Annotated in this window: 18 protein-coding genes; 12 read left to right on the forward strand and 6 right to left on the reverse strand. The window is 72.5% G+C overall.

What is annotated here, in order from left to right:
• From cydD to holA, 7 genes are all read left to right on the forward strand, one after another.
• A complete protein-coding gene (gene cydD / locus ACIQH8_RS10495; protein WP_400998170.1) occupies window positions 1-1,647 on the forward strand; it encodes a thiol reductant ABC exporter subunit CydD in 1,647 nt (548 codons plus the stop codon).
• Window positions 1,640-3,361: a thiol reductant ABC exporter subunit CydC gene (gene cydC, locus ACIQH8_RS10500; RefSeq protein ID WP_400998173.1), complete on the forward strand. Its 1,722-nt coding sequence runs from the start codon at window positions 1,640-1,642 to the stop codon at window positions 3,359-3,361. Before cydD ends, cydC begins: the two co-directional genes overlap by 8 nt.
• A gap of 100 nt (window positions 3,362-3,461) precedes the next feature.
• Window positions 3,462-4,931 (forward strand): aminodeoxychorismate synthase component I, encoded by a 1,470-nt coding sequence (gene pabB, locus ACIQH8_RS10505; protein ID WP_400998176.1) that lies wholly within the window; start codon window positions 3,462-3,464, stop codon window positions 4,929-4,931.
• An 80-nt stretch (window positions 4,932-5,011) separates the two neighbouring features.
• A complete protein-coding gene (gene leuS, locus ACIQH8_RS10510) occupies window positions 5,012-7,585 on the forward strand; it encodes a leucine--tRNA ligase (protein ID WP_400998178.1) in 2,574 nt (857 codons plus the stop codon).
• 110 nt (window positions 7,586-7,695) lie between these two features.
• Window positions 7,696-8,397, forward strand: a complete 702-nt coding sequence (locus ACIQH8_RS10515) for a ComEA family DNA-binding protein (RefSeq protein WP_400998180.1) — start codon at window positions 7,696-7,698, stop codon at window positions 8,395-8,397.
• Window positions 8,398-10,812 (forward strand): ComEC/Rec2 family competence protein, encoded by a 2,415-nt coding sequence (locus tag ACIQH8_RS10520; protein ID WP_400998183.1) that lies wholly within the window; start codon window positions 8,398-8,400, stop codon window positions 10,810-10,812.
• A 28-nt stretch (window positions 10,813-10,840) separates the two neighbouring features.
• Entirely contained in the window at window positions 10,841-11,860 is a 1,020-nt protein-coding gene (gene holA, locus ACIQH8_RS10525) for a DNA polymerase III subunit delta (RefSeq protein WP_400998185.1), read from the forward strand.
• 134 nt (window positions 11,861-11,994) lie between these two features.
• On the opposite strand, the gene rpsT is transcribed toward holA, so the two are convergent.
• The 4 genes from rpsT to ACIQH8_RS10545 all read right to left on the reverse strand — a co-directional run bounded on the left by rpsT (window position 11,995) and on the right by ACIQH8_RS10545 (window position 15,033).
• Window positions 11,995-12,255 carry a 30S ribosomal protein S20 gene (gene rpsT / locus ACIQH8_RS10530; RefSeq protein ID WP_067945396.1) on the reverse strand — a complete coding sequence of 87 codons (261 nt, stop codon included), beginning with the start codon at window positions 12,253-12,255 and terminating at the stop codon, window positions 11,995-11,997.
• A gap of 173 nt (window positions 12,256-12,428) precedes the next feature.
• Complete coding sequence (locus ACIQH8_RS10535) at window positions 12,429-13,181, reverse strand: alpha/beta fold hydrolase (protein ID WP_400998189.1); 753 nt, start codon at window positions 13,179-13,181, stop codon at window positions 12,429-12,431.
• A gap of 2 nt (window positions 13,182-13,183) precedes the next feature.
• On the reverse strand, window positions 13,184-13,810 hold the full coding sequence (locus ACIQH8_RS10540) for a response regulator (RefSeq protein WP_400998192.1): 627 nt from the start codon (window positions 13,808-13,810) through the stop codon (window positions 13,184-13,186).
• Window positions 13,807-15,033 carry a sensor histidine kinase gene (locus tag ACIQH8_RS10545; RefSeq protein ID WP_400998195.1) on the reverse strand — a complete coding sequence of 409 codons (1,227 nt, stop codon included), beginning with the start codon at window positions 15,031-15,033 and terminating at the stop codon, window positions 13,807-13,809. The genes ACIQH8_RS10540 and ACIQH8_RS10545 overlap by 4 nt, the downstream gene beginning before the upstream one ends.
• Before the next feature lie 79 nt (window positions 15,034-15,112).
• Between ACIQH8_RS10545 and lepA the strand changes: the two genes are divergently transcribed.
• From lepA to hemW, 3 genes are read left to right on the forward strand one after another with little or no spacing between them, the layout of a single operon-like run.
• Window positions 15,113-16,969 (forward strand): translation elongation factor 4, encoded by a 1,857-nt coding sequence (lepA, locus tag ACIQH8_RS10550; protein ID WP_400998198.1) that lies wholly within the window; start codon window positions 15,113-15,115, stop codon window positions 16,967-16,969.
• A gap of 8 nt (window positions 16,970-16,977) precedes the next feature.
• Entirely contained in the window at window positions 16,978-17,628 is a 651-nt protein-coding gene (locus tag ACIQH8_RS10555; protein WP_400998200.1) for a DUF1990 family protein, read from the forward strand.
• Window positions 17,628-18,863, forward strand: a complete 1,236-nt coding sequence (gene hemW, locus ACIQH8_RS10560) for a radical SAM family heme chaperone HemW (RefSeq protein WP_400998203.1) — start codon at window positions 17,628-17,630, stop codon at window positions 18,861-18,863. Before ACIQH8_RS10555 ends, hemW begins: the two co-directional genes overlap by 1 nt.
• Before the next feature lie 19 nt (window positions 18,864-18,882).
• Here the strand turns inward: hemW and ACIQH8_RS10565 are convergent, their stop codons facing one another.
• Both ACIQH8_RS10565 and ACIQH8_RS10570 read right to left on the reverse strand, forming a co-directional pair.
• Window positions 18,883-19,344: a DUF4870 domain-containing protein gene (locus ACIQH8_RS10565; RefSeq protein ID WP_400998206.1), complete on the reverse strand. Its 462-nt coding sequence runs from the start codon at window positions 19,342-19,344 to the stop codon at window positions 18,883-18,885.
• A 114-nt stretch (window positions 19,345-19,458) separates the two neighbouring features.
• The gene (locus ACIQH8_RS10570) at window positions 19,459-19,872 is read right to left on the reverse strand and encodes a DUF4870 domain-containing protein (protein ID WP_400998209.1); all 414 of its coding nucleotides are present in this window, start codon (window positions 19,870-19,872) and stop codon (window positions 19,459-19,461) included.
• A gap of 204 nt (window positions 19,873-20,076) precedes the next feature.
• Between ACIQH8_RS10570 and hrcA the strand changes: the two genes are divergently transcribed.
• Together hrcA and dnaJ are read left to right on the forward strand one after the other, a co-directional pair.
• Window positions 20,077-21,096 (forward strand): heat-inducible transcriptional repressor HrcA, encoded by a 1,020-nt coding sequence (gene hrcA, locus ACIQH8_RS10575; RefSeq protein ID WP_400998212.1) that lies wholly within the window; start codon window positions 20,077-20,079, stop codon window positions 21,094-21,096.
• A 58-nt stretch (window positions 21,097-21,154) separates the two neighbouring features.
• Window positions 21,155-22,258 carry a molecular chaperone DnaJ gene (gene dnaJ / locus ACIQH8_RS10580; RefSeq protein ID WP_400998214.1) on the forward strand — a complete coding sequence of 368 codons (1,104 nt, stop codon included), beginning with the start codon at window positions 21,155-21,157 and terminating at the stop codon, window positions 22,256-22,258.
• The last annotated feature ends 9 nt before the right edge of the window (window positions 22,259-22,267 follow it).

Here is a 22,267-nt window from a genome sequence, read left to right on the forward strand (position 1 = left end):
GTGCGTCCACTCGATCCGAGACTGCTCCGGCGTTCCCGCGCCGCCCGCGGCTTCCTGGTCGCGGGCGGCGCGCTCGCGCTCCTCCAGGCCGGCGCGACGGTCGCGTTCGCGTGGGCCCTGTCCACGCTCGTCGTCGGACTCATCGAGGGCGACCCGCGCGTCGGCACGGGCGCGATCGTGGGAGTGCTCCTTGCCGCGGCATCCGTTCGCGCGATCTCGGGCTGGTTGTGGGAGTGGCTGGGTTCGGCCGGGGCGATGCGCGTCAAGGCCGAACTGCGCGATGCGCTGCTCAGGCGACTCGAGGACCGGTCCGGGCGGCGCGGGGTCTCGACCGCGCGTGCCGCGACACTGCTGGGTCCTGGGCTCGACGCGCTCGACGAGTACTTCGGACGCTACCTCCCGCAGCTCGTGCTGACGGCGATCGCGACGCCCGTACTCGTCGTGGCCGCCTGGGCGGCGGACTGGGTCTCCGGCCTGATCCTCGTGATCGTGCTGCCGCTCATCCCGGTCTTCATGGCGCTCATCGGCATGGCCACCCAGGTCGTGCAGCGCCGCCAGTGGGATCGGCTGCAAGCGCTCTCCCGCGGGTTCCTCGAAGTGCTCGGCGGGCTCTCGACGCTCATGGTGTTCGGGCGCGCCGAGCGTCAGGCGCGTCGGATCCGCACCGTGACCGACGACTACCGGTCGAGCACGATGAAGGTGCTGCGCGTCACCTTCCTCTCCGGGTTCACGCTCGAGCTCGCCGGGAGCCTCTCGGTCGCGCTCGTCGCGGTCTCGATCGGGCTGCGGCTGGTCGCGGGCGACATGGCGTTCGCGCCCGGCCTCTTCGTGCTGATCCTCGCGCCCGACGTGTTCCTGCCCGTGCGGAACGTCGGCGCCGCGTTCCACTCCGCGACGGCGGGGCTCGAAGCCTCGAGGGACGCGCTCGACCTGCTCGACGGCCCGACGACCGGCGCATCGGAGGGGCGAGCGGATGCCGCGGCATCCGTCGCCGTGGAGCCGAGCCCAGCGGGCGCGGGGAGGGGACTGCGTGTCCGCGACCTCGTCGTCCTCCGGGACGGCACGCCCGTGTGCGCTCCGCTCGACCTCGACGCCGCACGCGGCGAGTTCGTCGCACTGACCGGCTCGAGCGGCTCGGGGAAGTCCTCGGTGCTCGCCGCGATGCTCGGATTCGCCGACCGCACCGGCGTGCTCGCGCTCGACGGCGTCCCGCTCGGATCCGGAACGCGACGGCTCGTCGCCTGGGCGGGTCAGTCGCCGCAGCTCGTGGAGGGCACGGTCGCGGAGAACGTCCGCCTCGGCTCGGAGGCCGCGGACCCGGACCTGCTCGCACGGGCGCTCGCCGTCGGCGGCGTCGACGTCGACCCGGCGATGCGCCTCGGCCCGTCCGGTGCGGGGCTCTCGGGCGGGCAGGCGCAGCGGGTCGCCGTCGCGCGGGCCGTCCATCGTGCGCTCGCGACCGACGCGCCGCTCGTCCTCCTCGACGAGCCGACATCGGCGCTCGACCCCGAGCGGGAACGGGCGATGGCCGTGGCACTGCGGGGGCTCGCGCGATCCGGCCGGATCGTGCTCGTCACGACCCACCGCGGCGGGCTGGGCGACGCGGCCGATCGCGTCGTCGCGATCCCGGAGGTGGTCCGTGCCTGACCGTGGTCGTTCGGTCCTCCGGCAGGCCGTCCCGCCGCTGCGCCGACTGCTGCCGTCGGTGGCGCTGGGGGTGCTCGCCGGCCTCTCGAGCGTCGCCCTGCTCGCCTCCAGCGCGTGGCTCATCGCTCGTGCCGCGGAGCAGCCGCCGATCCTGTTCCTCTCGCTCGGCGTCGTCGGGGTCCGGGCGTTCGCGATCGGGCGGGCCGTGTTCCGCTACCTCGAGCGGCTCGCCGGCCACGACGCCGCGTTCCGGCAGCTCGCCGAGATCCGGGTCGGGGTCTTCGAACGGATGCTCCCGCTCGCGCCCGACGGTCTCGCGTCCTCACGGCGCGGCGACCTCCTCTCGCGCTTCGTGGGCGACGTCGACGACCTGCAGAACGTGTCGCTCCGGATCGTGCAGCCCGTCGCGAGTGCGATCGTGGTGCTCGCCGCCGCGCTCGTCGGGCTCGCGTGGCTCGCGCCGGCCGCGGCCGCAGCAGTCGGTCTCGTCCTCGCGCTCGGCGTCGGGGGCGCCGTGGTCGCGCAGGCGCTGCTGGCCGCGCGTGCGGACCAGCGGCTCGCTCCGCTCCGCGGTGAGCTGCAGGCGGCGATCGTCGAGCACGTGCAGGCCCTCGACGTCCTCGTCGCGTTCGGTGCGGCCGAGATCGGTCGCGAGCGGATCCGGTCGCTGGGCCGCCGCCTCGAGCGCGCGACCCGGGCCCGAGCATCGGCGGTCGGGCTCGCCGCGGCCGCCATGAGCGCCGTCGGGGCCTTCGCGGCGGCGGCCGGCCTCGGCGCCGCGCAGCCGCTGCTCGACGGCGGTCGCATCGACGGCCCGACCTTCGCCGTGCTCTGCCTGGTGCCGCTCGCGATCGCCGAGGTCGCTGCAGCGATCCCGGTCGCGGTGGGCTCGCTCCGCGTGGTGCGTGCCAGCGCTCGTCGGGTCGCCGAGGCGGTCCCGGACTCGGTTCCGGCTGAGATCCCGGCACGAGACGTCGACGCGGGTATCGAACCCTCGGCGCCGCACACGCCCGGCGCACGACCGATTCCCGCGATCAGCCTCCGCGGCGCGGGTGCACGGTGGCCGGCGATCGCGGGCGACGACGCGACGGATGGCGCCGAGCCATCCGCTCGTGCCTCGCTCGCCCCCCTCGACCTCGAGCTCGCGCCGGGGGAGCGCGTGCTGGTCACCGGTCCGTCGGGCGCGGGCAAGACGACGCTCGCGCACGTGCTCGTCCGGTTCCTAGAGTACGGCGGCTCGTACCGACTCGACGGCGTCGAGGCGCGCGAGCTCGATGCGCGTGCCGTGCGGCGGACGGTCGGGCTCGTCGAGCAGCGGCCGTGGCTCTTCGACGAGGACCTGCGTCAGAACCTGATCTTCGCGCGCGACACCGCGACCGACGCGGAACTGCTCGACGTGCTCGATCGGGTCGGCCTCCGAGCGTGGGCCGAGGAGCGCGGCGGCCTCGACGCCCGCGTCGGCGAGCGCGGCGCCCTCGTCTCCGGCGGCCAGGCCCAGCGCATCGCCCTCGCCCGAGCCATGCTCGCCGACTTCCCGGTGCTCGTGCTCGACGAGCCGACGGCGAGCGTCGACCCGGCGCAGGCCGACGCGTTGCTGCGCGACCTGCTCGGCGCGGCCGGCGACGCGCGGTCGGTGCTGTTGATCTCGCACACGGGCGCCCCGGCCGGGCTCGTCGACCGGGAGGTTCACCTCGTCGGCGGCTCGCTGCGGTGACGCCGTGATCCGTTGATCGCACGACACGACGGGCGGGTGCCGACGGCACCCGCCCGTCGCTGCGTGCATCGCGGGCGCGGCGCAGCCGTAGGCTGAGGGGATGCCGCGACGAATCCGCAGCACGGTGCTGCCCGAGTGGCGCGATCCGCAGTCGGTGTTCCTCGCCGTCGCCGCGGGTGCGGACCGCGTCGCATGGCTCGACGGGGGCGACGACGCGACGACCGGGCGGAGCGTGATCGCGGTGGCCGCCGACGACGCGGCCGTCGTGCGGGCAGGCGGTGGCGCCGACCCGGACGCGGTGTACGCGGCGCTGGCCGACGAGCTCGGAGACGTCGACCCGGATCCCGGACCGTCGCGCGGCCGCGCGGCCGTCGGGTGGCACGGCTGGTTCGGGTACGAGTTCGGCGCCCGCACGCTCGGCGTGCCCGCCGCCGCCTCGCGGACGCCCGATGCGGCGTTCTTCCTCGCGGATCGCGTGATCGTGTTCGAACACGCCGCGCGGACCGTCCGCCTCGAGTGGATCGAGGATGATGTGCGAGGCGCGGCCGGCATCGACGAGTGGGCTCGGCGGACCACGCGGCGGATCGGCGCGATCGGGAGTGCAGGCCGATCCGTCGACCACCGGGAACGGCTCGCAGCACCGACTGCCGCACCGGCTCGCACGCGCTGGCGCCACTCGCCCGATGAGTACCGGCGCATGATCGCGGAGTGCCAGGCGGCGATCGCGCGCGGCGACGCCTACCAGTTGTGTCTCACGAACCGGGTCGACCTCGACGTGCGACCCGACCCGGTCGCCGCCTACCTCGCCCTCCGCGCCTCGAGCCCGAGTCACCACGGCGGGTTCGTCCGCATCGACGATGTGGCCCTGCTCAGCGCGTCGCCAGAGCAGTTCCTCCTCGTCGAGCGCGACGGCACGGTCGCGACGAAGCCCATGAAGGGCACGAGGCCGCGGTCGGCCGATCCGGCGACGGATGCCGCGCTCCGCGCTGAGCTCCACGCGAGTGAGAAGGAGCGCGCGGAGAATCTCATGATCGTCGATCTCATGCGCAACGACCTCGGACGGATCGCCGAACTCGGCACCGTCCGCGTCCCGCACCTGCTCGAGATCGAGGAGTACCCGCACGTGCACCAGCTCGTCTCGACCGTGACCGCGCGGCTGCGACATCCGCTCACCGCCCTCGACGCCGTGCGGTCGGCGTTCCCCGCCGGGTCGATGACGGGGGCGCCGAAGCTGTCGGCCATGTCGATCCTGCACGGACTCGAGCAGGGTCCGCGCGGGGTGTACTCCGGGGCGTTCGGATGTCTCGGGGTCGACGGAACCGCCGACCTCGCGATGGTGATCCGCTCGATCGTGCTGACCCCCGAGGGGGCATCGATCGGCACGGGTGGCGGGATCACGGCGCTCTCCGACCCCGACGAGGAGGTCGAGGAGACCCGCATCAAGGCGCGGGCGCTGATCGCGGCCCTCGGCGGCGAGGCGCCGGCCCCGTGGACGGGGCGCGGCGACGGCGGCCGCCCGGCTGCGGGGCCCCACGTGGACGACCGACGCACCTCTCCGGGCATTGAGTAGGCTTGATCCTCGGGCGCCCGTCGCGCGCGCCCGCATCCGGGCGAGACGCCCGACCCCCGCGCATCACGATTGAGAGACACGTGGCACACGAGCAGGACACCACCCAGGCCGAGGCAGGCACCTACGATTTCGCCGCGATCCAGGCGAAGTGGGCTCCGGTGTGGGAGGAGCTCCAGCCGTTCCGCGCGGCGCAGCCGGGAGACACGCGCCCCCGCAAGTACATCCTCGACATGTTCCCGTACCCGTCGGGCGACCTGCACATGGGCCACGCCGAGGCGTTCGGCTTCGGCGACGCGGCCGCGCGCTACTGGCGCCACCAGGGCTTCGACGTGCTGCACCCGATCGGGTGGGACTCCTTCGGCCTGCCCGCCGAGAACGCGGCCATCAAGCGCGGTGCCGACCCGAAGGCCTGGACCTACGCGAACATCGAGCAGCAGAAGCGCTCGTTCAAGCAGTACGCGCCCTCGTTCGACTGGACGCGCGAGCTTCACACGAGCGACCCCGAGTACTACAAGTGGAACCAGTGGCTGTTCTTGAAGCTCTACGAGAAGGGCATCGCGTACCGCAAGGACGGCCAGGTGAACTGGTGCCCGAACGACCAGACCGTGCTCGCCAACGAGCAGGTCGTCGACGGTCACTGCGAGCGCTGCGGGTTCCTCGTGACGAAGAAGGCGCTGACGCAGTGGTACTTCCGCGTCACCGACTACGCCGACCGCCTGCTGGACGACCTCAACCAGCTCGAGGGCAAGTGGCCGAACAAGGTCCTGACGATGCAGCGCAACTGGATCGGCCGCTCGTCGGGTGCCGACGTCGACTTCGCGATCGAGGGCCGTGACGAGCCGGTCACGGTCTTCACGACACGGCCCGACACGCTGTACGGCGCGACCTTCATGGTCGTCGCCCCCGACTCGACGCTGGCGGCGGAGCTCGCCGCGGGCGCCTCCGAGGAGGTGCGCACCCGCTTCGAGGACTACCTGGACTCGGTACGCGCCGAGAGCGACATCGACCGCCTCTCGACCGATCGGCCGAAGACCGGCGTGTTCCTGGAGCGCTACGCGACGAACCCGCTGAACGGCGAGCGGCTGCCGATCTGGGCCGCCGACTACGTGCTGGCCGACTACGGCCACGGCGCCATCATGGCGGTTCCGGCGCACGATCAGCGCGACCTCGACTTCGCGCGCGCGTTCGAGCTGCCCGTCCGCGTGGTGGTCGACACCAACGCGCCCGTCACCGGGGTCATCCCCGTGATCCCGGTCGACGAGCACGGCGTCCCGCTGCCGCTCGACGACCTGCCCGCGCTCGATCCTGCGGGCACGGGCGTCGCCCTCGCCGGAGAGGGCCGGCTGACGAACTCCGGCCCGCTGAACGGCCTGAGCAAGACCAACGCGATCCGACGCGCGATCGAGATCCTCGAGGAGCGCGGCGTCGGCCGTGCGGCCAAGAACTTCCGCCTGCGCGACTGGCTCATCTCGCGCCAGCGCTACTGGGGGACCCCGATCCCGATCATCCACTGCGAGCACTGCGGCGAGGTGCCGGTGCCCGAGGCCGACCTGCCGGTGCGACTGCCGGATGCCGCGGGGCTCGACCTGAGCCCCAAGGGCGCGAGCCCGCTGGGTGCCGCCGAGGAGTGGTCGCGCGCGACGTGCCCGAACTGCGGCCGCGACGCGCGTCGCGACTCGGACACTATGGACACCTTCGTGGACAGCTCGTGGTACTACCTGCGGTACCTGAATCCGACCGACGACGAGAAGGCCTTCGACCCGGCCGAGGCCGAGAAGTGGATGCCCGTCGACCAGTACGTCGGCGGCGTCGAGCACGCCATCCTGCACCTGCTCTACTCGCGCTTCGTGACGAAGGTGCTCTTCGACCTCGGATACCTCGGGTTCACCGAGCCGTTCACGTCGCTGCTGAACCAGGGCATGGTCATCATGGACGGCACCAAGATGTCGAAGTCCAAGGGCAACCTCGTCGAGTTCGCGGCCGAGCTGTCGGCGCACGGCGCCGACGCGCTGCGCGTCACGCTGGCGTTCGCGGGCCCGCCCGAGGACGACATCGACTGGGCCGACGTGTCGCCGGTCGGCGCCGCGAAGTTCCTCGCCCGCGCCTGGCGAATCTCGGGCGAGGTCACCTCGAGCCCGGACGTGGAGTGGAAGTCGGGTGATCCGGCGCTCCGGCGCATCACGCACCGGCTGCTGGCGGATGCCCCGGGCCTCGCCGAGTCGTTCAAGTTCAACGTCATCGTGGCCCGGCTCATGGAGCTCGTCAACGCCACGCGCAAGGCGATCGACTCCGGTCCCGGCGCGGGTGATGCCGCCGTGCGCGAGGCCGCCGAGGTCACGGCCATGATCCTCGACCTGTTCGCGCCCTACACGGCCGAGGACATGTGGGAGCGTCTCGGCTACGAGCCCACGGTCGCGAACGTCGCGTGGCGCAAGGCCGACCCGGCGCTGCTCATCGAGGAGTCGGTCACGGCCATCGTGCAGGTCGACGGCAAGGTGCGCGACCGCCTCGAGGTCTCGCCGAAGATCGGCGCCGACGAGCTCGAGTCGCTCGCGCGAGCGTCGGCAGCGGTCGTGCGGTCGGTGGGCGAGCGCGAGATCGTGAACGTGATCGTGCGCGCGCCGAAGCTCGTCAACATCGCCACGCGCGGCTAGGTCCCGTCTCCCGGGGTCGAGCCCTCCTCCACACCGGGGAGGATCGGCCGGCGACTGCCGTTCGCCCGTGCGCCGCCGACGCTCGCCGTGCGCCCCCGTAGCGTCGCGACGTGATCGATGGACCCCACGCCGATGCGCTCGCCCGACTCGCGCCATCGCGTGCGCGACCGCGGGCTCGCGTCGCAGTCGGCGCGGCCGTCGTGCTCTTCGTCGCGGCGGTCGCGGTCTCGGCGATCCTCTCGATCGGCGCCGGCGGAGGGGGAATGCAGGGTGAGATCGTGCGCGTCGACGACGGCGACGCGTCCGGCGACGGTTCGAGCGCGGGGGGCGCGCCCGGCGGCGGTGCGCCGGCGGGTGAGCGGGCCGTCGACGCGCCGACGATCCTCGTGCACGTGCTCGGTGCGGTCGCCGAGCCCGGCATCGTCGAGCTCGGCGCGGGTGCACGGGTCGTCGATGCGATCGCCGCAGCCGGCGGCCTCGCGGGCGATGCGGACCCGGCGGGCGTGAACCTGGCACGACCGATCGTCGACGGCGAGCAACTGGTCGTTCCCCGCGAGGGCGAGGTGGCTCCGCCGGCCGGCTCCGGCGTCTCGGCCGGCGGGATCGGGGCGGGCAGCGGCGGCCGCGTCAGCATCAACCAGGCGGATGCCGCGACCCTCGACACGCTTCCGAGGATCGGGCCGGCGCTCGCCCAGCGCATCATCGACTGGCGTGAGGCGAACGGACCCTTCACCGACGTGTCGCAGCTGATGGAGGTGGCGGGCATCGGGGATGCCGTCTACTCCGGGCTCGTCGACCTCGTGGGCCTCTGAGTGCGCGGGCACGACCTCCGCCTGCTCGGTCCCGCTGCGGCGGCCTGGGCGACCGCCTGGCTCGCGACGACGATCCCCGATCTCGGGGTGCCGACGTGGGGCGGTCCGATCGTCGCGTGGAGTCTCGCCGGGTTCGCGGTCGCGACCCTCCTGTTCGGCGGTCGGGGCGGTGGCGGGTGGCGGGGCCGCTCGCACGCGTCAGTCCGCGCCCTCCGTCTGCGCAGGTCGGCGGCGGCGGTGCTCCTGGCAGCGACGGCGGCCGGCCTCGTCGCGTCATCGGCGTGGAGTGCGCTCGAGCGGCGGCATCCGGAGGCCGTCGGAGCGGCGGCCGCATCACGCGAGGTGGTCCGGGCGAGCGTTCGACTGGATGCGGCGCCGCGCCCCGCGAACGCGGCACCGTGGTCGGGCGAGCCGCGTCTGCGGGTCGCCGCGACGCTGCTCACGCTGTCGGGCGGCGGAACGGAGGCAGGAGCCGTCGACGTCTCCGCCGTGCGTCTCGACCTGTCGCTGCCCGGCGGGGCGGGGCCATCGGGATTCGGATCGACCCTCGTCGTCGAGGGGCGGCTCTCGGAGCTGCCGTCCGCGTCGCGTGCCGCCTACCGCCTGAATGCGTCGAACGTCGTGGCGATCGGACCGGCCCCGGCCTGGCTCGCCTGGACCCACCCGCTGAGGGGCGGGTTGGCGGAGGCATCCGCCCGGCTCGGCGGCGACGGCGCTGCGCTCGTGCCGGGCCTCGCCATTGGCGATACGTCGCGGGTCCCGGACGACCTGCGGGCGGCGATGACGACCGCATCGCTCACGCACCTCACCGCGGTCTCGGGGGCGAACTGCGCGATCATCACCGCTGCCGCGTTCTGGATCGCGGGTCTCGCGGGGCTGCCGCGCATCGCACGCGTCGTCTGCGCCCTCATCGCGCTCGGCGGATTCGTCGCCCTCGTCACGCCCGAGGCAAGCGTCGTGCGGGCCTCCGCGATGGCGATCGTCGTGCTCACGGCGTGCGCGACCGCCCGAAGCGCGGGCGGGGTGCCCGCGCTCGGGGTCGCCGTCATCGCTCTCCTCGCGATCGACCCGTGGTACGCCGCAGACGCCGGCTTCGCCCTGTCGGTCTGCGCGACAGCGGGCCTGGTGCTGCTCTCCGGGCCGCTGGCACGCGTGCTCGCCAGGTGGATGCCTCGACCGCTCGCCACGGTGACGGCGATCCCGCTCGCAGCGCAGCTCGCCTGCCAGCCCGTGCTCGTGCTGCTCGAACCGGTGATCCCCGTGTACGGGGTGCCGGCGAACCTCCTGGCCGCGCCCGCCGCACCGATCGCGACCATGGCGGGCCTCATCGGCTGCCTCCTGCTGCCCGTCCTGCCGTCGGCCGGACTCGCCGCACTGCAGGTGGCGTGGCTGCCGGCGTCATGGATCGCACTCCTCGCGCGCGGCGTCGAGCGGATGCCGCTCACCGGCGTGCCCTGGCCGCCGGACGTCGGCGGGGCGCTCCTCGTGGTGGTCGCCGTCGGGTCCGGTCTCCTGCTCCTGCTCGCATCGGCGGCGCCCGACGGCAGACGGGTGCGTCGCGTGACGCGCCGTATCGCGGTGATCGCGCTCTGCCTCAGCGTCGCAGTGCCACTCGGTTCGGCCGCGGGACCGCCGATCGTCGCGGGCGCGACCCGGCCGTCCGCGTGGGACGTCTGGCAGTGCGACGTCGGTCAGGGTGACGCGGTGCTGGTCCGCAGCGCCGGGGCGGTGATGCTCGTCGACGCCGGTCCGGACGCCGACGCCCTCCGCCGCTGCCTCGTGAGCGCCGGCGTGAACCGCATCGACCTGCTCGTGCTCACGCACTGGGACGCCGACCACGTGACGGGCACGTCCGCGCTCGCGGGACGGGTCGGCGCCGTGCTGCACGGACCGCTCGACGGCGCACGCTCCGCCCGTGCGCTCCAACCGTTGGTCGTCGGGGGTGCGACGCACGAGGAGGTCGGGGCCGGGGCCTCCGGCACCCTCGGCGAGGCCCGCTGGCGGGTGGTGTGGCCGCGACCGGATGCCGCCCCGGGCAACGACGCGAGCGTGGTGCTCGATCTCGTGACGCCCGACTACCGGGCGATCTTCCTCGGCGACCTCGGTCGCGAGGCGCAGGACGCGATGCGGCGCTCGACGGAGCTGCCGCGGGTCGACCTCGTGAAGGTGGCGCATCACGGGAGCGCCGACCAGAGCGCCGACCTGTACGGCGAGCTCGCGGCATCCGTCGGGCTCATCGGCGTGGGAGCGGAGAACGGCTACGGGCATCCGACGGCATCGCTGCTCGAACTGCTCGATGACACGGGAACCGTGACGGTGCGGAGCGACCACTCCGGCGACGCCGCGCTGGAGGCGGTGGCGGGCGGCTTCGAGCTGTGGAGCGGCCGGCACTCCGGCGTCGCCGGTGCTCCGTAGACTGGACCGGCACGACGGAGGGAGCGCGGTGGCGGCACGACAGGGCAGCAGCAGGTCGACGAAGACCGCGATTCCGCAGCTGACGTGGAGCGAGGCACGCCCGGCGCCCGTCATCCTCGTCTCCGGCGGTGAAGACGTGCTTGCGGAGCGCGCGCTGACGATGCTGCGCGAGATGCTTCGGGCCGAGGACCCGTCGCTCGAGGTGAGCGACCTCGAGGCCGACGGCTACACGCGCGGCACGCTGCTCACACTGGCGAGCCCGTCGCTGTTCGGCGAGCCGCGCCTCATCCGTGTCACCGGCGTCGAGAAGTCGAGCGACGAATTCCTGCTCGATGCGCTGGAGTACCTCGCGGCTCCCGCCGACGGCACGACCGTCGTGCTCCGCCACCGCGGGGGCAACCGCGGCAAGAAGCTGCTCGACGCCCTGCGCGCCGGGGAGGGCGGCGGCGTCGAGGTCCTGTGCGCCGAGCTCAAGCGCGACGCCGATAAGCAGGACTTCGCAGCGGCCGAGTTCCGGCTCGCCGGTCGGCGCATCGCCCCGGCCGCCCTCCGTGCCCTCGTCGGCGCGTTCAGCGACGACCTTGGGGAGCTCGCGGCGGCATGCCGGCAGCTCATCGCCGACGCGTCCGGCGACATCGACGAGGCGACCGTGCGCAAGTACTACGGCGGCCGCGTCGAGACCAGCGCCTTCGAGGTCGCCGACGCGGCGATCGCCGGTCGTCACGGCGAAGCGCTCATCGCGCTCCGGCACGCGCTCGACTCGGGCGCCGACCCGGTGCCGATCGTCGCGGCCTTCGCGATGAAGATCCGCACCATGGCGAAGGTCGCCGGGTCGCGTGGTGCGTCGGCCTCCTCCCTCGGCCTCGCGCCGTGGCAGGTCGACCGCGCCCGTCGCGACCTCGGCGGGTGGAGCGATGAGGGCCTCGGGGTCGCCGTGCAGGCGCTCGCTGCGGCCGATGCCGCGGTGAAGGGCGCCGAACGCGACCCGGTCTTCGCGCTCGAGCGCCTGGTCGGCATCATCGCCTCGCGCGGCCGCGCCCTCGCGTAGCCGCCGTTCGCATCAGGATCCGGCCGTCGAGTCCAGTCGGCCGACCACCGGGCGGATCCTCGAGCAGGTTCGGTCGTGGTGGAACGACGAAGGCCCCGCACCTCTCGGTGCGGGGCCTTCGGACGATGCTCGGATCAGAGCGCGGCGACCTGCTTCGCGATGGCCGACTTGCGGTTCGCGGCCTGGTTCTTGTGGATCACGCCCTTGCTGACGGCCTTGTCGAGCTTGCGGGTCGCGACGCGGAGGGCGGCGGTGGCCTTCTCCTTGTCGCCCTCGGCGATGGCCTTGCGGGTGGCGGTGATGACGGTCTTGAGCTCGCTCTTGACGGCCTTGTTGCGCTCCTGCGCCTTCAGGTTGGTGCGGATGCGCTTGATCTGCGACTTGATGTTTGCCACGTGGTTCGTCTTTCGTGTGTTCTGCGGGTACCGGAGTTGCCGCAATCGGTAGAGGGGCCGTCGCGGCGCATCGTGCGGGGTGGGACCCACACGCAAGCCAACAGGCAACGATACCAGCATCGCCCGTGCGGTACCAAAGCGACCGCGGAGCGGGAGCGACCCGCGACGCTGCCTCAGCGCGGTGAGGCAGCCGCCTCGCGGCGGACCTCCCGCAGTTCGAGTTCGGCCACCGCGCCGAGCACCGTCGCGGTGAACTCCTCGGGCCGTGCGAGGCTCACGAGGTGGGTCGCCCCGTCGATGTGCACGAGACGGCCGTCGGCGGCGGCACGGAGCATCCGCCGCTCCTCGAACCGGAAGTGGTCGTACCGTCCGTTGACGAACCAGACGGGCACCTCGATCGCCGCGATCGAGGCCTCGAGGTCGAGTTCGCCGACCGCGGTGATCGCCGGACGCATGACGTCGAGGGCGACGCCGCCCGCCACGATGTCGTCAACGGCAGCGGGGGAGAGGAAGAGGCGCGCCATCCGGTCGTTGAGTGCCCGCCCCTGGTCGGGGAGCCGGCCGATGGCGTCGGCGAGACGCAGGTAGCTCTGGAGGCCCGGCCCGCGCGGGCGCGTGCCGCACGAGGCGGCGACGAGACCCTCGAGGGCGTGCGGATGCCGCGCCGCGAACTCGATGGAGAGATACCCGCCGAGGCTCAGGCCCACGAGCAGTCGCGGCACGCCGGGCACCGGATCACCGAGCGCCTCCCCGATGATGCCGAGCGCGTCCCCGAGTGTGAACGGCTCCCCGAGCCGGGACCCGTGACCCGGGAGGTCGACGGTGACGACCTCGAGGTCGTGACGCTCGAGCCGCAGCACCTGCCCGCGCCACATCGTGGCCGACGTGCGGATGCCGTGGACGAGGACGACACGTGCGCGCGGCATCGTCAGCCCGCCCGGATCGCCCCAAGCTCGCGGGCCCGCGCGACCGCGGCGGTGCGCGACCCGACGCCGAGCTTGGTGAAGATGTGCACGAGGTGCGACTTCACGGTCGCCTCGCTGAGGAAGAGCGCCTGGCCGATCTCGCGGTTCGTGCGCCCGGCGGCGACCAGTGCGAGCACCTCCGCCTCGCGAACGGTGAGACGCTGGTCGCCGGCGCGCTGCGATTCGTCGAGCCGGGAGGCGATCGTCGGGGCGAGTGCCGACTCGCCGGCCGCCGCGGCGCGGATCGCCGCGACGAGCTCCCCGGGCGGGGCGTCCTTCAGCAGGTACCCGCTGGCGCCGGCCTCGATCGCGCCGAGGATGTCGGCGTCGGTGTCGTAGTTCGTGAGGACCAGCACGCGCGGTGCGTCGCGCATGGACCGGATGCGGCGGGTCGCATCGACACCCTGGAGGGAGCCCGGGAACTGCAGGTCCATCAGCACGAGGTCGATGCCCGGGGTCTCTGCCAGACGCACCGCCTCCTCGGCGGTCGCGGCCTCGCCGACGACGTGGAGGTCGTCCTCGGCCTCGAGGAGCGCGCGCATCCCGGCGCGCACGACCGGATGGTCGTCGCTGAGCAACAGCCGGATCATGCGGGGACCACCGGGATCCGAACGGACAGCGCCGTGCCGCCGCCGTGCGTCGACTCGACGTCGACCGTGCCGCCGAGGCTCTCGGCACGGCGACGGATCGCCCTGAGGCCGAACGACGGGGCGTCGTCGTCGGCGCCGGAGAGCACCGACGGGTCGAAGCCGACGCCGTCGTCGACGACATCGAGCGCGACCTCGTCGCCCAGGTAGCTGAGCGTGAGCTCGGCCCGGGCGGCGTCGGCGTGCTTGACGACGTTCGACAGCGAGCCCTGCGCGATGCGCAGCAGCGTCGCCTCGATCGACATGGGCAGCGCGACCGGGTCGCCGCTCAGCGAGAACGCGATGCGCGTGCGCGTGCCGGCCTGGCGCGCCTGCTCGTTCGTGGCGTCCGCCAGCCGCCGCAACGCGCCGGGCAGGGTCTGCTCGTCGAGCGCGGGCGGCGTGAGCTCCCGGATGAAGCGGCGGGTCTCCTGGAGGTTGTCGGCGGCGGTCTCGCGGGCCAGGCGGAGCTTGTCGCGCGTGCCCGCGTCGGCGATGTCGCGCTCGGCCGCGTGCAGCAGCATCTGGATGCTCGAGAGACCCTGCGCCACCGTGTCGTGGATCTCGCGCGCGATGCGCTCGCGCTCGGCGAGGGTGCCCGCCTCGCGGCTGGCCGCCGCGAGCTCCTCGCGAGTTGCGAGCAGGTCCAGGATGAGCGACTGCCGTTCGCGCGTCTCGACCGCCATGGCACGGTAGCCGAGCCCGATGATGACGGCGACACCCGCGGAGATGAGCGGCCCGAGCACGCTGCCGACCTCGAACCCGAGCTGCGAGGTCGAGCTCCACACGCTGATGAGGAACGTCACGCCGACGAGCGGCACCGCCCAGCGTGCGGGCAGCACGTGCAGCTCGAGGAAGAACAGCGGGAACGCGAGGAACGCCGCATCGGCCGTCAGCGCGCTGAGCCCGAGCCAGAGCCCCAGCAGCATGATCAGCCAGGCCGCGCGCATCCAGGGCGTCACGACCTGATGCGCGGTGACGACACCGACGAGGTACGCGCCGATGAAGGCGATCGACAGGATCGAGATCGCGACGAGCTGCTCGCCGCCGGCGAGCACGGCCCTGGCGAGCACGAACATCGTCAGGCCGACGACGAGGACGTGGAGGCCGACCCGCAACGAGACGAAGACGGGGCGCAGGGCGGACGGTTGGACCCGTCCGACGAGTGGGGCATCGAGCACGGTCATGGTGCGATTCAGCGTAGTCCGGGGGGCCCCGGGCGGCATCCGTCGAAAGTGGGATCGCCCGCGTGGGAGAATCGACGGGATGTCTCCGAGAGCCGCCCATCCACCGGTGCCCGCCGCCACCGATCCCGCGCTGATCCGCAACTTCTGCATCATCGCGCACATCGACCACGGCAAGTCGACCCTCGCCGACCGCATGCTGCAGATCACGGGCGTGGTCGCCGACCGCGACATGCGTGCGCAGTACCTCGATCGCATGGACATCGAGCGCGAGCGCGGCATCACGATCAAGAGCCAGGCCGTGCGCATGCCCTGGGAGCTCGGGGGCACCGGGTACGCGCTGAACATGATCGACACGCCGGGCCACGTCGACTTCAGCTACGAGGTGTCCCGCTCGCTCGCCGCGTGCGAGGGCGCGATCCTGCTGGTGGATGCCGCGCAGGGCATCGAGGCGCAGACGCTCGCGAACCTCTACCTCGCGCTCGAGAACGACCTCGAGATCATCCCCGTGCTGAACAAGATCGACCTGCCGGCAGCCGAGCCCGAGAAGTACGCGCGCGAGCTGGCCGACCTCATCGGCGGCTCGCCCGACGACGTGCTGCGCGTCTCGGGCAAGACGGGCATGGGCGTGGAGGACCTCCTCGACCGGGTCGTCGAGCGCATCCCCGCGCCGACGGGGAACGCGGATGCTCCGGCGCGCGCGATGATCTTCGACTCGGTCTACGACAGCTACCGCGGCGTGGTGACGTACGTCCGCATGGTCGACGGCCAGCTCAACCCGCGCGAGCGGATCCAGATGATGTCGACGAAGGCGACGCACGACATCCTCGAGATCGGCGTCAGCGCGCCCGAACCGACCCCGACCAAGGGGCTCGGCGTCGGCGAGGTGGGCTACCTGATCACCGGCGTGAAGGACGTCCGGCAGTCGAAGGTCGGCGACACGGTGACGACGGCGTCGAAGCCCGCCGCCGAGCCGCTCGCCGGCTACACCGAGCCGCTCCCGATGGTCTTCTCCGGTCTCTACCCCATCGACGGAAGCGACTACCCCGAGCTCCGCGAGGCGCTCGACAAGCTGAAGCTCTCCGACGCCGCCCTGGTCTACGAGCCCGAGACGTCGGTCGCGCTCGGCTTCGGCTTCCGCTGCGGGTTCCTCGGGCTGCTGCACCTCGAGATCGTCACCGAGCGGCTCCGCCGCGAGTTCGACCTCGACATCATCGCCACCGCGCCGTCCGTGGTCTACCAGGTGACGACGGAGGACAGGAAGTCCGTCACGGTCACCAACCCGAGCGAGTTCCCGACCGGCGGCAAGATCGCCGAGGTCCGCGAGCCCATCGTGAAGGCCGCGATCCTCGCCCCCAAGGACTACGTCGGCACGATCATGGAGCTCTGCCAGTCGCGTCGCGGCACCCTGCTCGGCATGGAGTACCTCGGCGAGGACCGCGTCGAGATCCGCTACAACATGCCGCTCGGCGAGATCGTGTTCGACTTCTTCGACAACCTCAAGTCGAAGACCGCCGGGTACGCGTCGCTCGACTACGAGCCCGCGGGAGACCAGGCCGCCGACCTCGTGAAGGTCGACATCCTGCTGCAGGGCGAGCAGGTCGACGCGTTCAGCGCGATCGTGCATCGCGACAAGGCGTACGCCTACGGCGTGCTGATGACCGGGCGCCTGCGCGAACTCATCCCGCGACAGCAGTTCGAGGTCCCGATCCAGGCCGCGATCGGCGCCCGCATCATCGCGCGCGAGTCGATCCGCGCCATCCGCAAGGACGTCCTCGCGAAGTGCTACGGCGGTGACATCACCCGCAAGCGCAAGCTGCTCGAGAAGCAGAAGGAGGGCAAGAAGCGCATGAAGATGGTCGGCCGCGTCGAGGTGCCCCAGGAGGCGTTCATCGCCGCGCTGAGCGGGGACACCGAGAAGAAGGACGCCAAGAAGTAGGGGGAGCGATGACCCGGCGAAGCACGTTCACCGACCAGTCCGTCACCTATGGCGCGATCGGCGCGACGCTCGACCCCGACCTGCTGCGCTATCCGCCCGCGGGCTTCACGCCCTCCGAGGACTCGGTACGGCTGGGGTCCGGTCGCGAGCGCTTCGAGGCCTCGGCCGAGGCGCTCATGACGTGGGGCATCCAGCAGGGTGCCGGGTTCACCGTGGTCGACGCGTCGCCCGGCACCGGCGCCCGGTACACGGGGCTCGCGTACGACGAGACCGGCGCCCCGCTCGCCGAACAGCCCGCGCCGCGCGTCGAGCAGCGGTTCGGCCCCGACGGCACGCCGTACATCAGCGCCGGGATGACCGCGACGTTGAAGCGACGCGGTCGCCTGCGCACGCGCTCGACGCCGGTCCTCGTCGTCTACGTCGTCGACGAACCGAATCGCATCGGCTTCGCGTACGGCACCACCGGCGAGGCCTCCGAGAACGGCGAGGAGTCGTTCATCCTCGAGCACCGCGACGACGACTCGGTGTGGCTCACCATCCGCTCGGCGTTCGAGCCGAACGGCGGCGTGCGGCGGGTGTTCGGCCCGCTCGTCCGGCGGCGCCGGCGCGAGCTGACCAGGCGCGAGCTGCGCGCACTGCATCCCGCGTTCCCCGTCTGATGGCCGGGCCCCTGCCGATCGCCGACCCGGCGCCGGCCGACGGGCTGCTGCCCGCGAGTGCGACGACGGATGCCGCGTCCCGCGCGTTCGGCGTGTACCTGCACGTGCCGTTCTGCCGGGTCCGGTGCGGCTACTGCGACTTCAACACCTACACGTCGGGAGAGCTGCGCGGAGCCCGGCAGGAGGACTTCGCCGACCAGGCCGCGGCGGAGGTCCGGTTCGCCCGCCGTGTGCTGGACTCATCCGGCGCCCCCGACCGCCCGGTGTCGACGGTCTTCTTCGGCGGAGGCACGCCGACGCTGCTTCCCGCCGCCGACCTCGTCCGGATGCTCGGCGTCGTGCGCGATGCGTTCGGCGTCGCCGACGGGGCGGAGGTGACCACCGAGGCGAATCCGGACTCGGTCGACGCCGACGACCTCCGGCGCCTCGCCGACGGTGGCTTCACGCGCGTCTCGTTCGGCATGCAGTCGGCGGTGCCGCACGTCCTCGCGGCGCTCGACCGCACCCACGACCCGGAGCGGATCCCGCTCGTCGTCGGGTGGGCGCGCGAGGCGGGCCTCGACGTGAGCCTCGACCTCATCTACGGCACGCCGGGGGAGTCCGCGGACGACTGGCGCACGAGCCTCGAGTCCGTGCTGGCGGAGCGTCCCGATCACGTGAGCGCCTACGCGCTCATCGTCGAGGACGGCACGAAGCTCGCTCGGCGGATCCGACGGGGCGAGCTCCCGGCGGTCGACGACGACCTGGCGGCCGACATGTACGAGCTCGCCGACGACCTGTTGGGGCGGGCGGGGTACGAGTGGTACGAGGTGTCCAACTGGGCGACGGATGCCTCGCACCGGTCGCGGCACAACCTCGGCTACTGGCGCGGCGACGACTGGTGGGGCGTCGGCCCGGGGGCGCACAGCCACGTCGGCGGTGTCCGCTGGTGGAACGCGAAGCACCCGGCGGCGTACGCCGAGCGTCTCGCGTCGGGGATCTCGCCTGCGGTCGGACGCGAGACGCTCGACCACGCGACGCGCGAGACCGAGCGAGTGCTCCTCGCGACGCGCATCCGGGAGGGCATCGAGGTCTCGAGCCTGCACACCGGGGGGCGGCACGCGGTCGCCGGGCTCATCGCGGACGGGCTCGTGGACGCGCGAACCGCCCTCGCCGGGAAGCTGACGCTGACCCGACGAGGGCGGTTGCTGGCCGACGCCGTCGTGCGGCGCCTGCTCGAGACGGTGATCGAGTAGAGCGGAGCGCGTACCGAGATCAGCTGACGAACTTGATGGCGACGGGGTACACGTAGTACTCGCCGTTGTTCGCCTTGATCGCCGCGATGATGCCGAACACGATGGCCGCGATCCAGGCCGCGATCAGCAGGAAGATGCCGATGATCACGAACGTGAGGATCGAGCCGACGACGTAGGCGATCAGGAGCGTGATCTGGAAGTTCAGCGCCGTCGCGGTGTGCTCGCGGATGAAGGGCCCCTTGTCCTTCAGGACCAGGTAGCCGATGAGCGCGGGCAGGAAGCCGAACAGGATGCCGCCGATGTGGATCAGCGTGGCCCAGAGCTTCTCGTCGGCCGGACTGAGCGGCTGGCTCTGCTGGTACGGGCCACCGGGCGGCGGCGTGGGACCGCCGGGCGGCGGAGGGGTCGGACCGCCGGGCGGGGGCGGCGGCGGGCCGCCTGCGGGCGGCGTGGGCGGGGTGGGAGGTGGTGCGTCGGACATGATGCGTGCTCCTCTGTGGTGGCGCCCGGACGGGGGACGTTCCCCTCATGCTGGCACACGACGACGCGCCGGTCGAGGGATGCTCGACCGGCGCGTCGGAGGCTCGTCGGCGATCTACTTGATGAGGCGCAGCGCGAACGGGTAGCGGTAGTGGTTGCCGTCCTTCGCCGTCATGAAGGCGATGATCGAGAAGATCACGCCGAGGATCCACGGGATGTACGTGAGGAAGCCGAAGAGCGCCCCGAACCCGAAGGTGACGACCGTGATGATGGTCGTCAGCACCCACAACGCGACGGTGGCGAGCACCAGGGTGATCTGGAAGTTCAGCGCCTCCTTGCCCTCGGTGTTCGTGAACGAGCCGCGGTCCTTGAAGACGAGCCAGATGATGAGCGACGGCAGGATGCCGAGGATGCCGCCGAGGTGCGCGAACGACCCCCACTGCACGTCCTGCTCGTGCGAGAGGGGCGCGGCCGGGCTCGGCTGGGGTGCGGCGTTCGGATCCTGCGGAGGGAGGTTGGAGTCGGTCATTTCGGGAGCCTTTCGATGTCGGGAAGCGCACGGTCGGTGGCCGTTCACGGCCCGTGGGGGTGCGGGATGATGCACACGTTATCGGCGCGGCGGACCGCCCGGCAACGGTGCGAGTCCTGAATCTCGCGATATGATTAGCAGTCACGTGGGCGGAGTGCCAAGCACGCGTCGTCCGGGTCCGATCGGTCGAGGGAAGCGAGGGTCATGGTCTCCGAACGCAGTCTCGCGGTGCTCCGCGCGATCGTGCAGGACTACGTCGAGTCCCGCGAACCGGTCGGCTCGAAGACGATCGTCGAGCGCCACCATTTCGGCGTCTCCGCCGCGACGATCCGCAACGACATGGCCCTCCTCGAGGAGGAGGAGCTCATCGCGGCACCGCACACCTCGTCGGGCCGCATCCCCACCGACAAGGGCTACCGGGTCTTCGTCGACCGGCTCGCCGACATCCGTCCGCTGTCGGCGACGCAGCGCCACGCCATCGAGACCTTCCTGGGCGAATCCAACGACCTCGACGAGCTGCTCGGCCGCACGGTCCGCCTCGTCTCGCAGCTGACCCGTCAGCTCGCCGTCGTGCAGTACCCGAGCTTCGCCCGGGCCCGCGTGCGGCACGTCGAGCTCGTCTCGCTCGCACCGACACGCGTCCTCTGCATCCTCATCTCCGACAGCGGCCAGGTCGAGCAGCGGCTCGCCGAGCTCGACCAGCCCGCCGACGAGTCGACGCTCGCGCGCCTCCGCGACCGGCTGAACGAGGTGGCGGCCGGCCTCACGATGGCGGATGCCGCGACCGCGCTCTCCGCCGAGACCGAGCACGCCGATCGCGCGCACGCCGAAGTGCTCCACACGCTCGCGGCCACGCTCGCCGACCAGGCGAAGATCACCCGGTCCGACCGGCTCGTCGTCGCCGGCGCCGCGAACCTCGTGCGCACCGAGCAGGACTTCGCCGGGAACATCCTCGGCGTCATGGAGGCGATCGAGGAGCAGGTCGTGATCCTCCGCCTCTTCGGCGAGATGGCCGCCGACGACGGCATCGCCGTGCGCATCGGTCGCGAGAACGCCGCCTACGGCCTCGGTGACACCTCCGTGGTGTCGACCGCCTTCGCCGTCCCGGGCCGCGACGTGTCCCGGCTCGGCATCGTCGGGCCGACCCGCATGGACTACTCCCAGAGCATGGCCGCCGTCCGCGCGGTCGCCCGTTACCTCTCCCGCACGCTCGGCGAGAACTGAACCGCACGGGGCCGCCCCGCGGCATCCGTCACCGGCAATCGAAAGGAACCCGCCTCACGTGGCCGACCACTACGAGGTCCTCGGCGTCGCACGCGACGCCTCCCCGGACGACATCAAGAAGGCGTATCGCCGGCTCGCACGCGAGCTCCACCCCGACGTGAACCCCGGCGCCGAGGCGTCGGAGCGGTTCAAGGAGGTCACGCACGCCTACGACGTGCTCTCCGACCCGAAGCAGCGCCAGCAGTACGACCTGGGCGGCCAGGGCGGGTTCGGCGGCGGTGGCGCCGGCTTCGGCGGATTCGGCGACATCTTCGAGACGTTCTTCGGCGCCGGACAGGCGAGCCGCGGGCCGCGATCGCGGCGCGAGCGCGGCCAGGACGCGCTGATCCGCCTCGAGGTCGGGCTCGACGACGTGATCTTCGGCACGCACCGCGACATCGAGGTCGACACCGCGGTGGTCTGCGAGACCTGCCACGGCTCGTGCTGCCGGCCGGGCACCTCGCCCGTGACCTGCGACATCTGCGGCGGCTCGGGCCACATCCAGCGCGCGGTGCGCTCGCTCCTCGGCAACGTCATGACCTCGAGCCCGTGCGGATCCTGCCGCGGCTACGGCACGATCATCGCCACGCCGTGCGTGACGTGCCAGGGTCAGGGGCGCGTGCGCGCCCGCCGCACCGTGCCGGTCGACGTGCCCGCGGGCGTCGACACGGGCGTGCGCCTGCAGATGCCGGGCTCCGGTGAGGCCGGCCCCGCCGGCGGCCCGAACGGCGACCTCTACCTCGAGATCAAGGTGAAGAACCACGAGGTGTTCAGCCGCAACGGCGACGACCTGCTCTGCACGCTCGAGGTGCAGATGACCGATGCCGTGCTCGGGACCTCCGCGAAGGTGACGGCGCTCGACGGCGACGTCGACCTGGAGCTGAAGCCGGGCGTGCAGTCGGGCGAGATCCTCACCGTCAAGGACCGCGGCATCACGCACCTGCGCGGCAGCGGCCGCGGCGACCTCAGGGTCGCGGTGCACGTCGTCACGCCGACGAAGCTCAGCCACAAGGAGCGGGAGCTCGTCGAGCAGCTGGCGAAGCAGCGCAAGGCGCAGCCGCCGCAGCTCGGCCACTTCCAGCAGGGCCTGTTCGCCCGCCTGCGCGACCGGTTCCTGGGCTGAGCACCGGAC

The organism is Agromyces sp. GXQ0307 (genome assembly GCF_044769845.1).
Classification (GTDB): Bacteria; Actinomycetota; Actinomycetes; order Actinomycetales; family Microbacteriaceae; genus Agromyces.

Bases quoted from the DNA above. Each gene is read 5' to 3' on its own strand.
- pabB (WP_400998176.1), top strand. From the start codon at position 3,462: ATGCCGCGACGAATCCGCAGCACGGTGCTGCCCGAGTGGCGCGATCCG.
- ACIQH8_RS10535 (WP_400998189.1), bottom strand. From the start codon at position 13,181: ATGCCGCGCGCACGTGTCGTCCTCGTCCACGGCATCCGCACGTCGGCC.
- ACIQH8_RS10540 (WP_400998192.1), bottom strand. From the start codon at position 13,810: ATGATCCGGCTGTTGCTCAGCGACGACCATCCGGTCGTGCGCGCCGGG.
- ACIQH8_RS10545 (WP_400998195.1), bottom strand. From the start codon at position 15,033: ATGACCGTGCTCGATGCCCCACTCGTCGGACGGGTCCAACCGTCCGCC.
- lepA (WP_400998198.1), top strand. From the start codon at position 15,113: ATGTCTCCGAGAGCCGCCCATCCACCGGTGCCCGCCGCCACCGATCCC.
- ACIQH8_RS10555 (WP_400998200.1), top strand. From the start codon at position 16,978: ATGACCCGGCGAAGCACGTTCACCGACCAGTCCGTCACCTATGGCGCG.
- hemW (WP_400998203.1), top strand. From the start codon at position 17,628: ATGGCCGGGCCCCTGCCGATCGCCGACCCGGCGCCGGCCGACGGGCTG.
- ACIQH8_RS10565 (WP_400998206.1), bottom strand. From the start codon at position 19,344: ATGTCCGACGCACCACCTCCCACCCCGCCCACGCCGCCCGCAGGCGGC.
- ACIQH8_RS10570 (WP_400998209.1), bottom strand. From the start codon at position 19,872: ATGACCGACTCCAACCTCCCTCCGCAGGATCCGAACGCCGCACCCCAG.
- hrcA (WP_400998212.1), top strand. From the start codon at position 20,077: ATGGTCTCCGAACGCAGTCTCGCGGTGCTCCGCGCGATCGTGCAGGAC.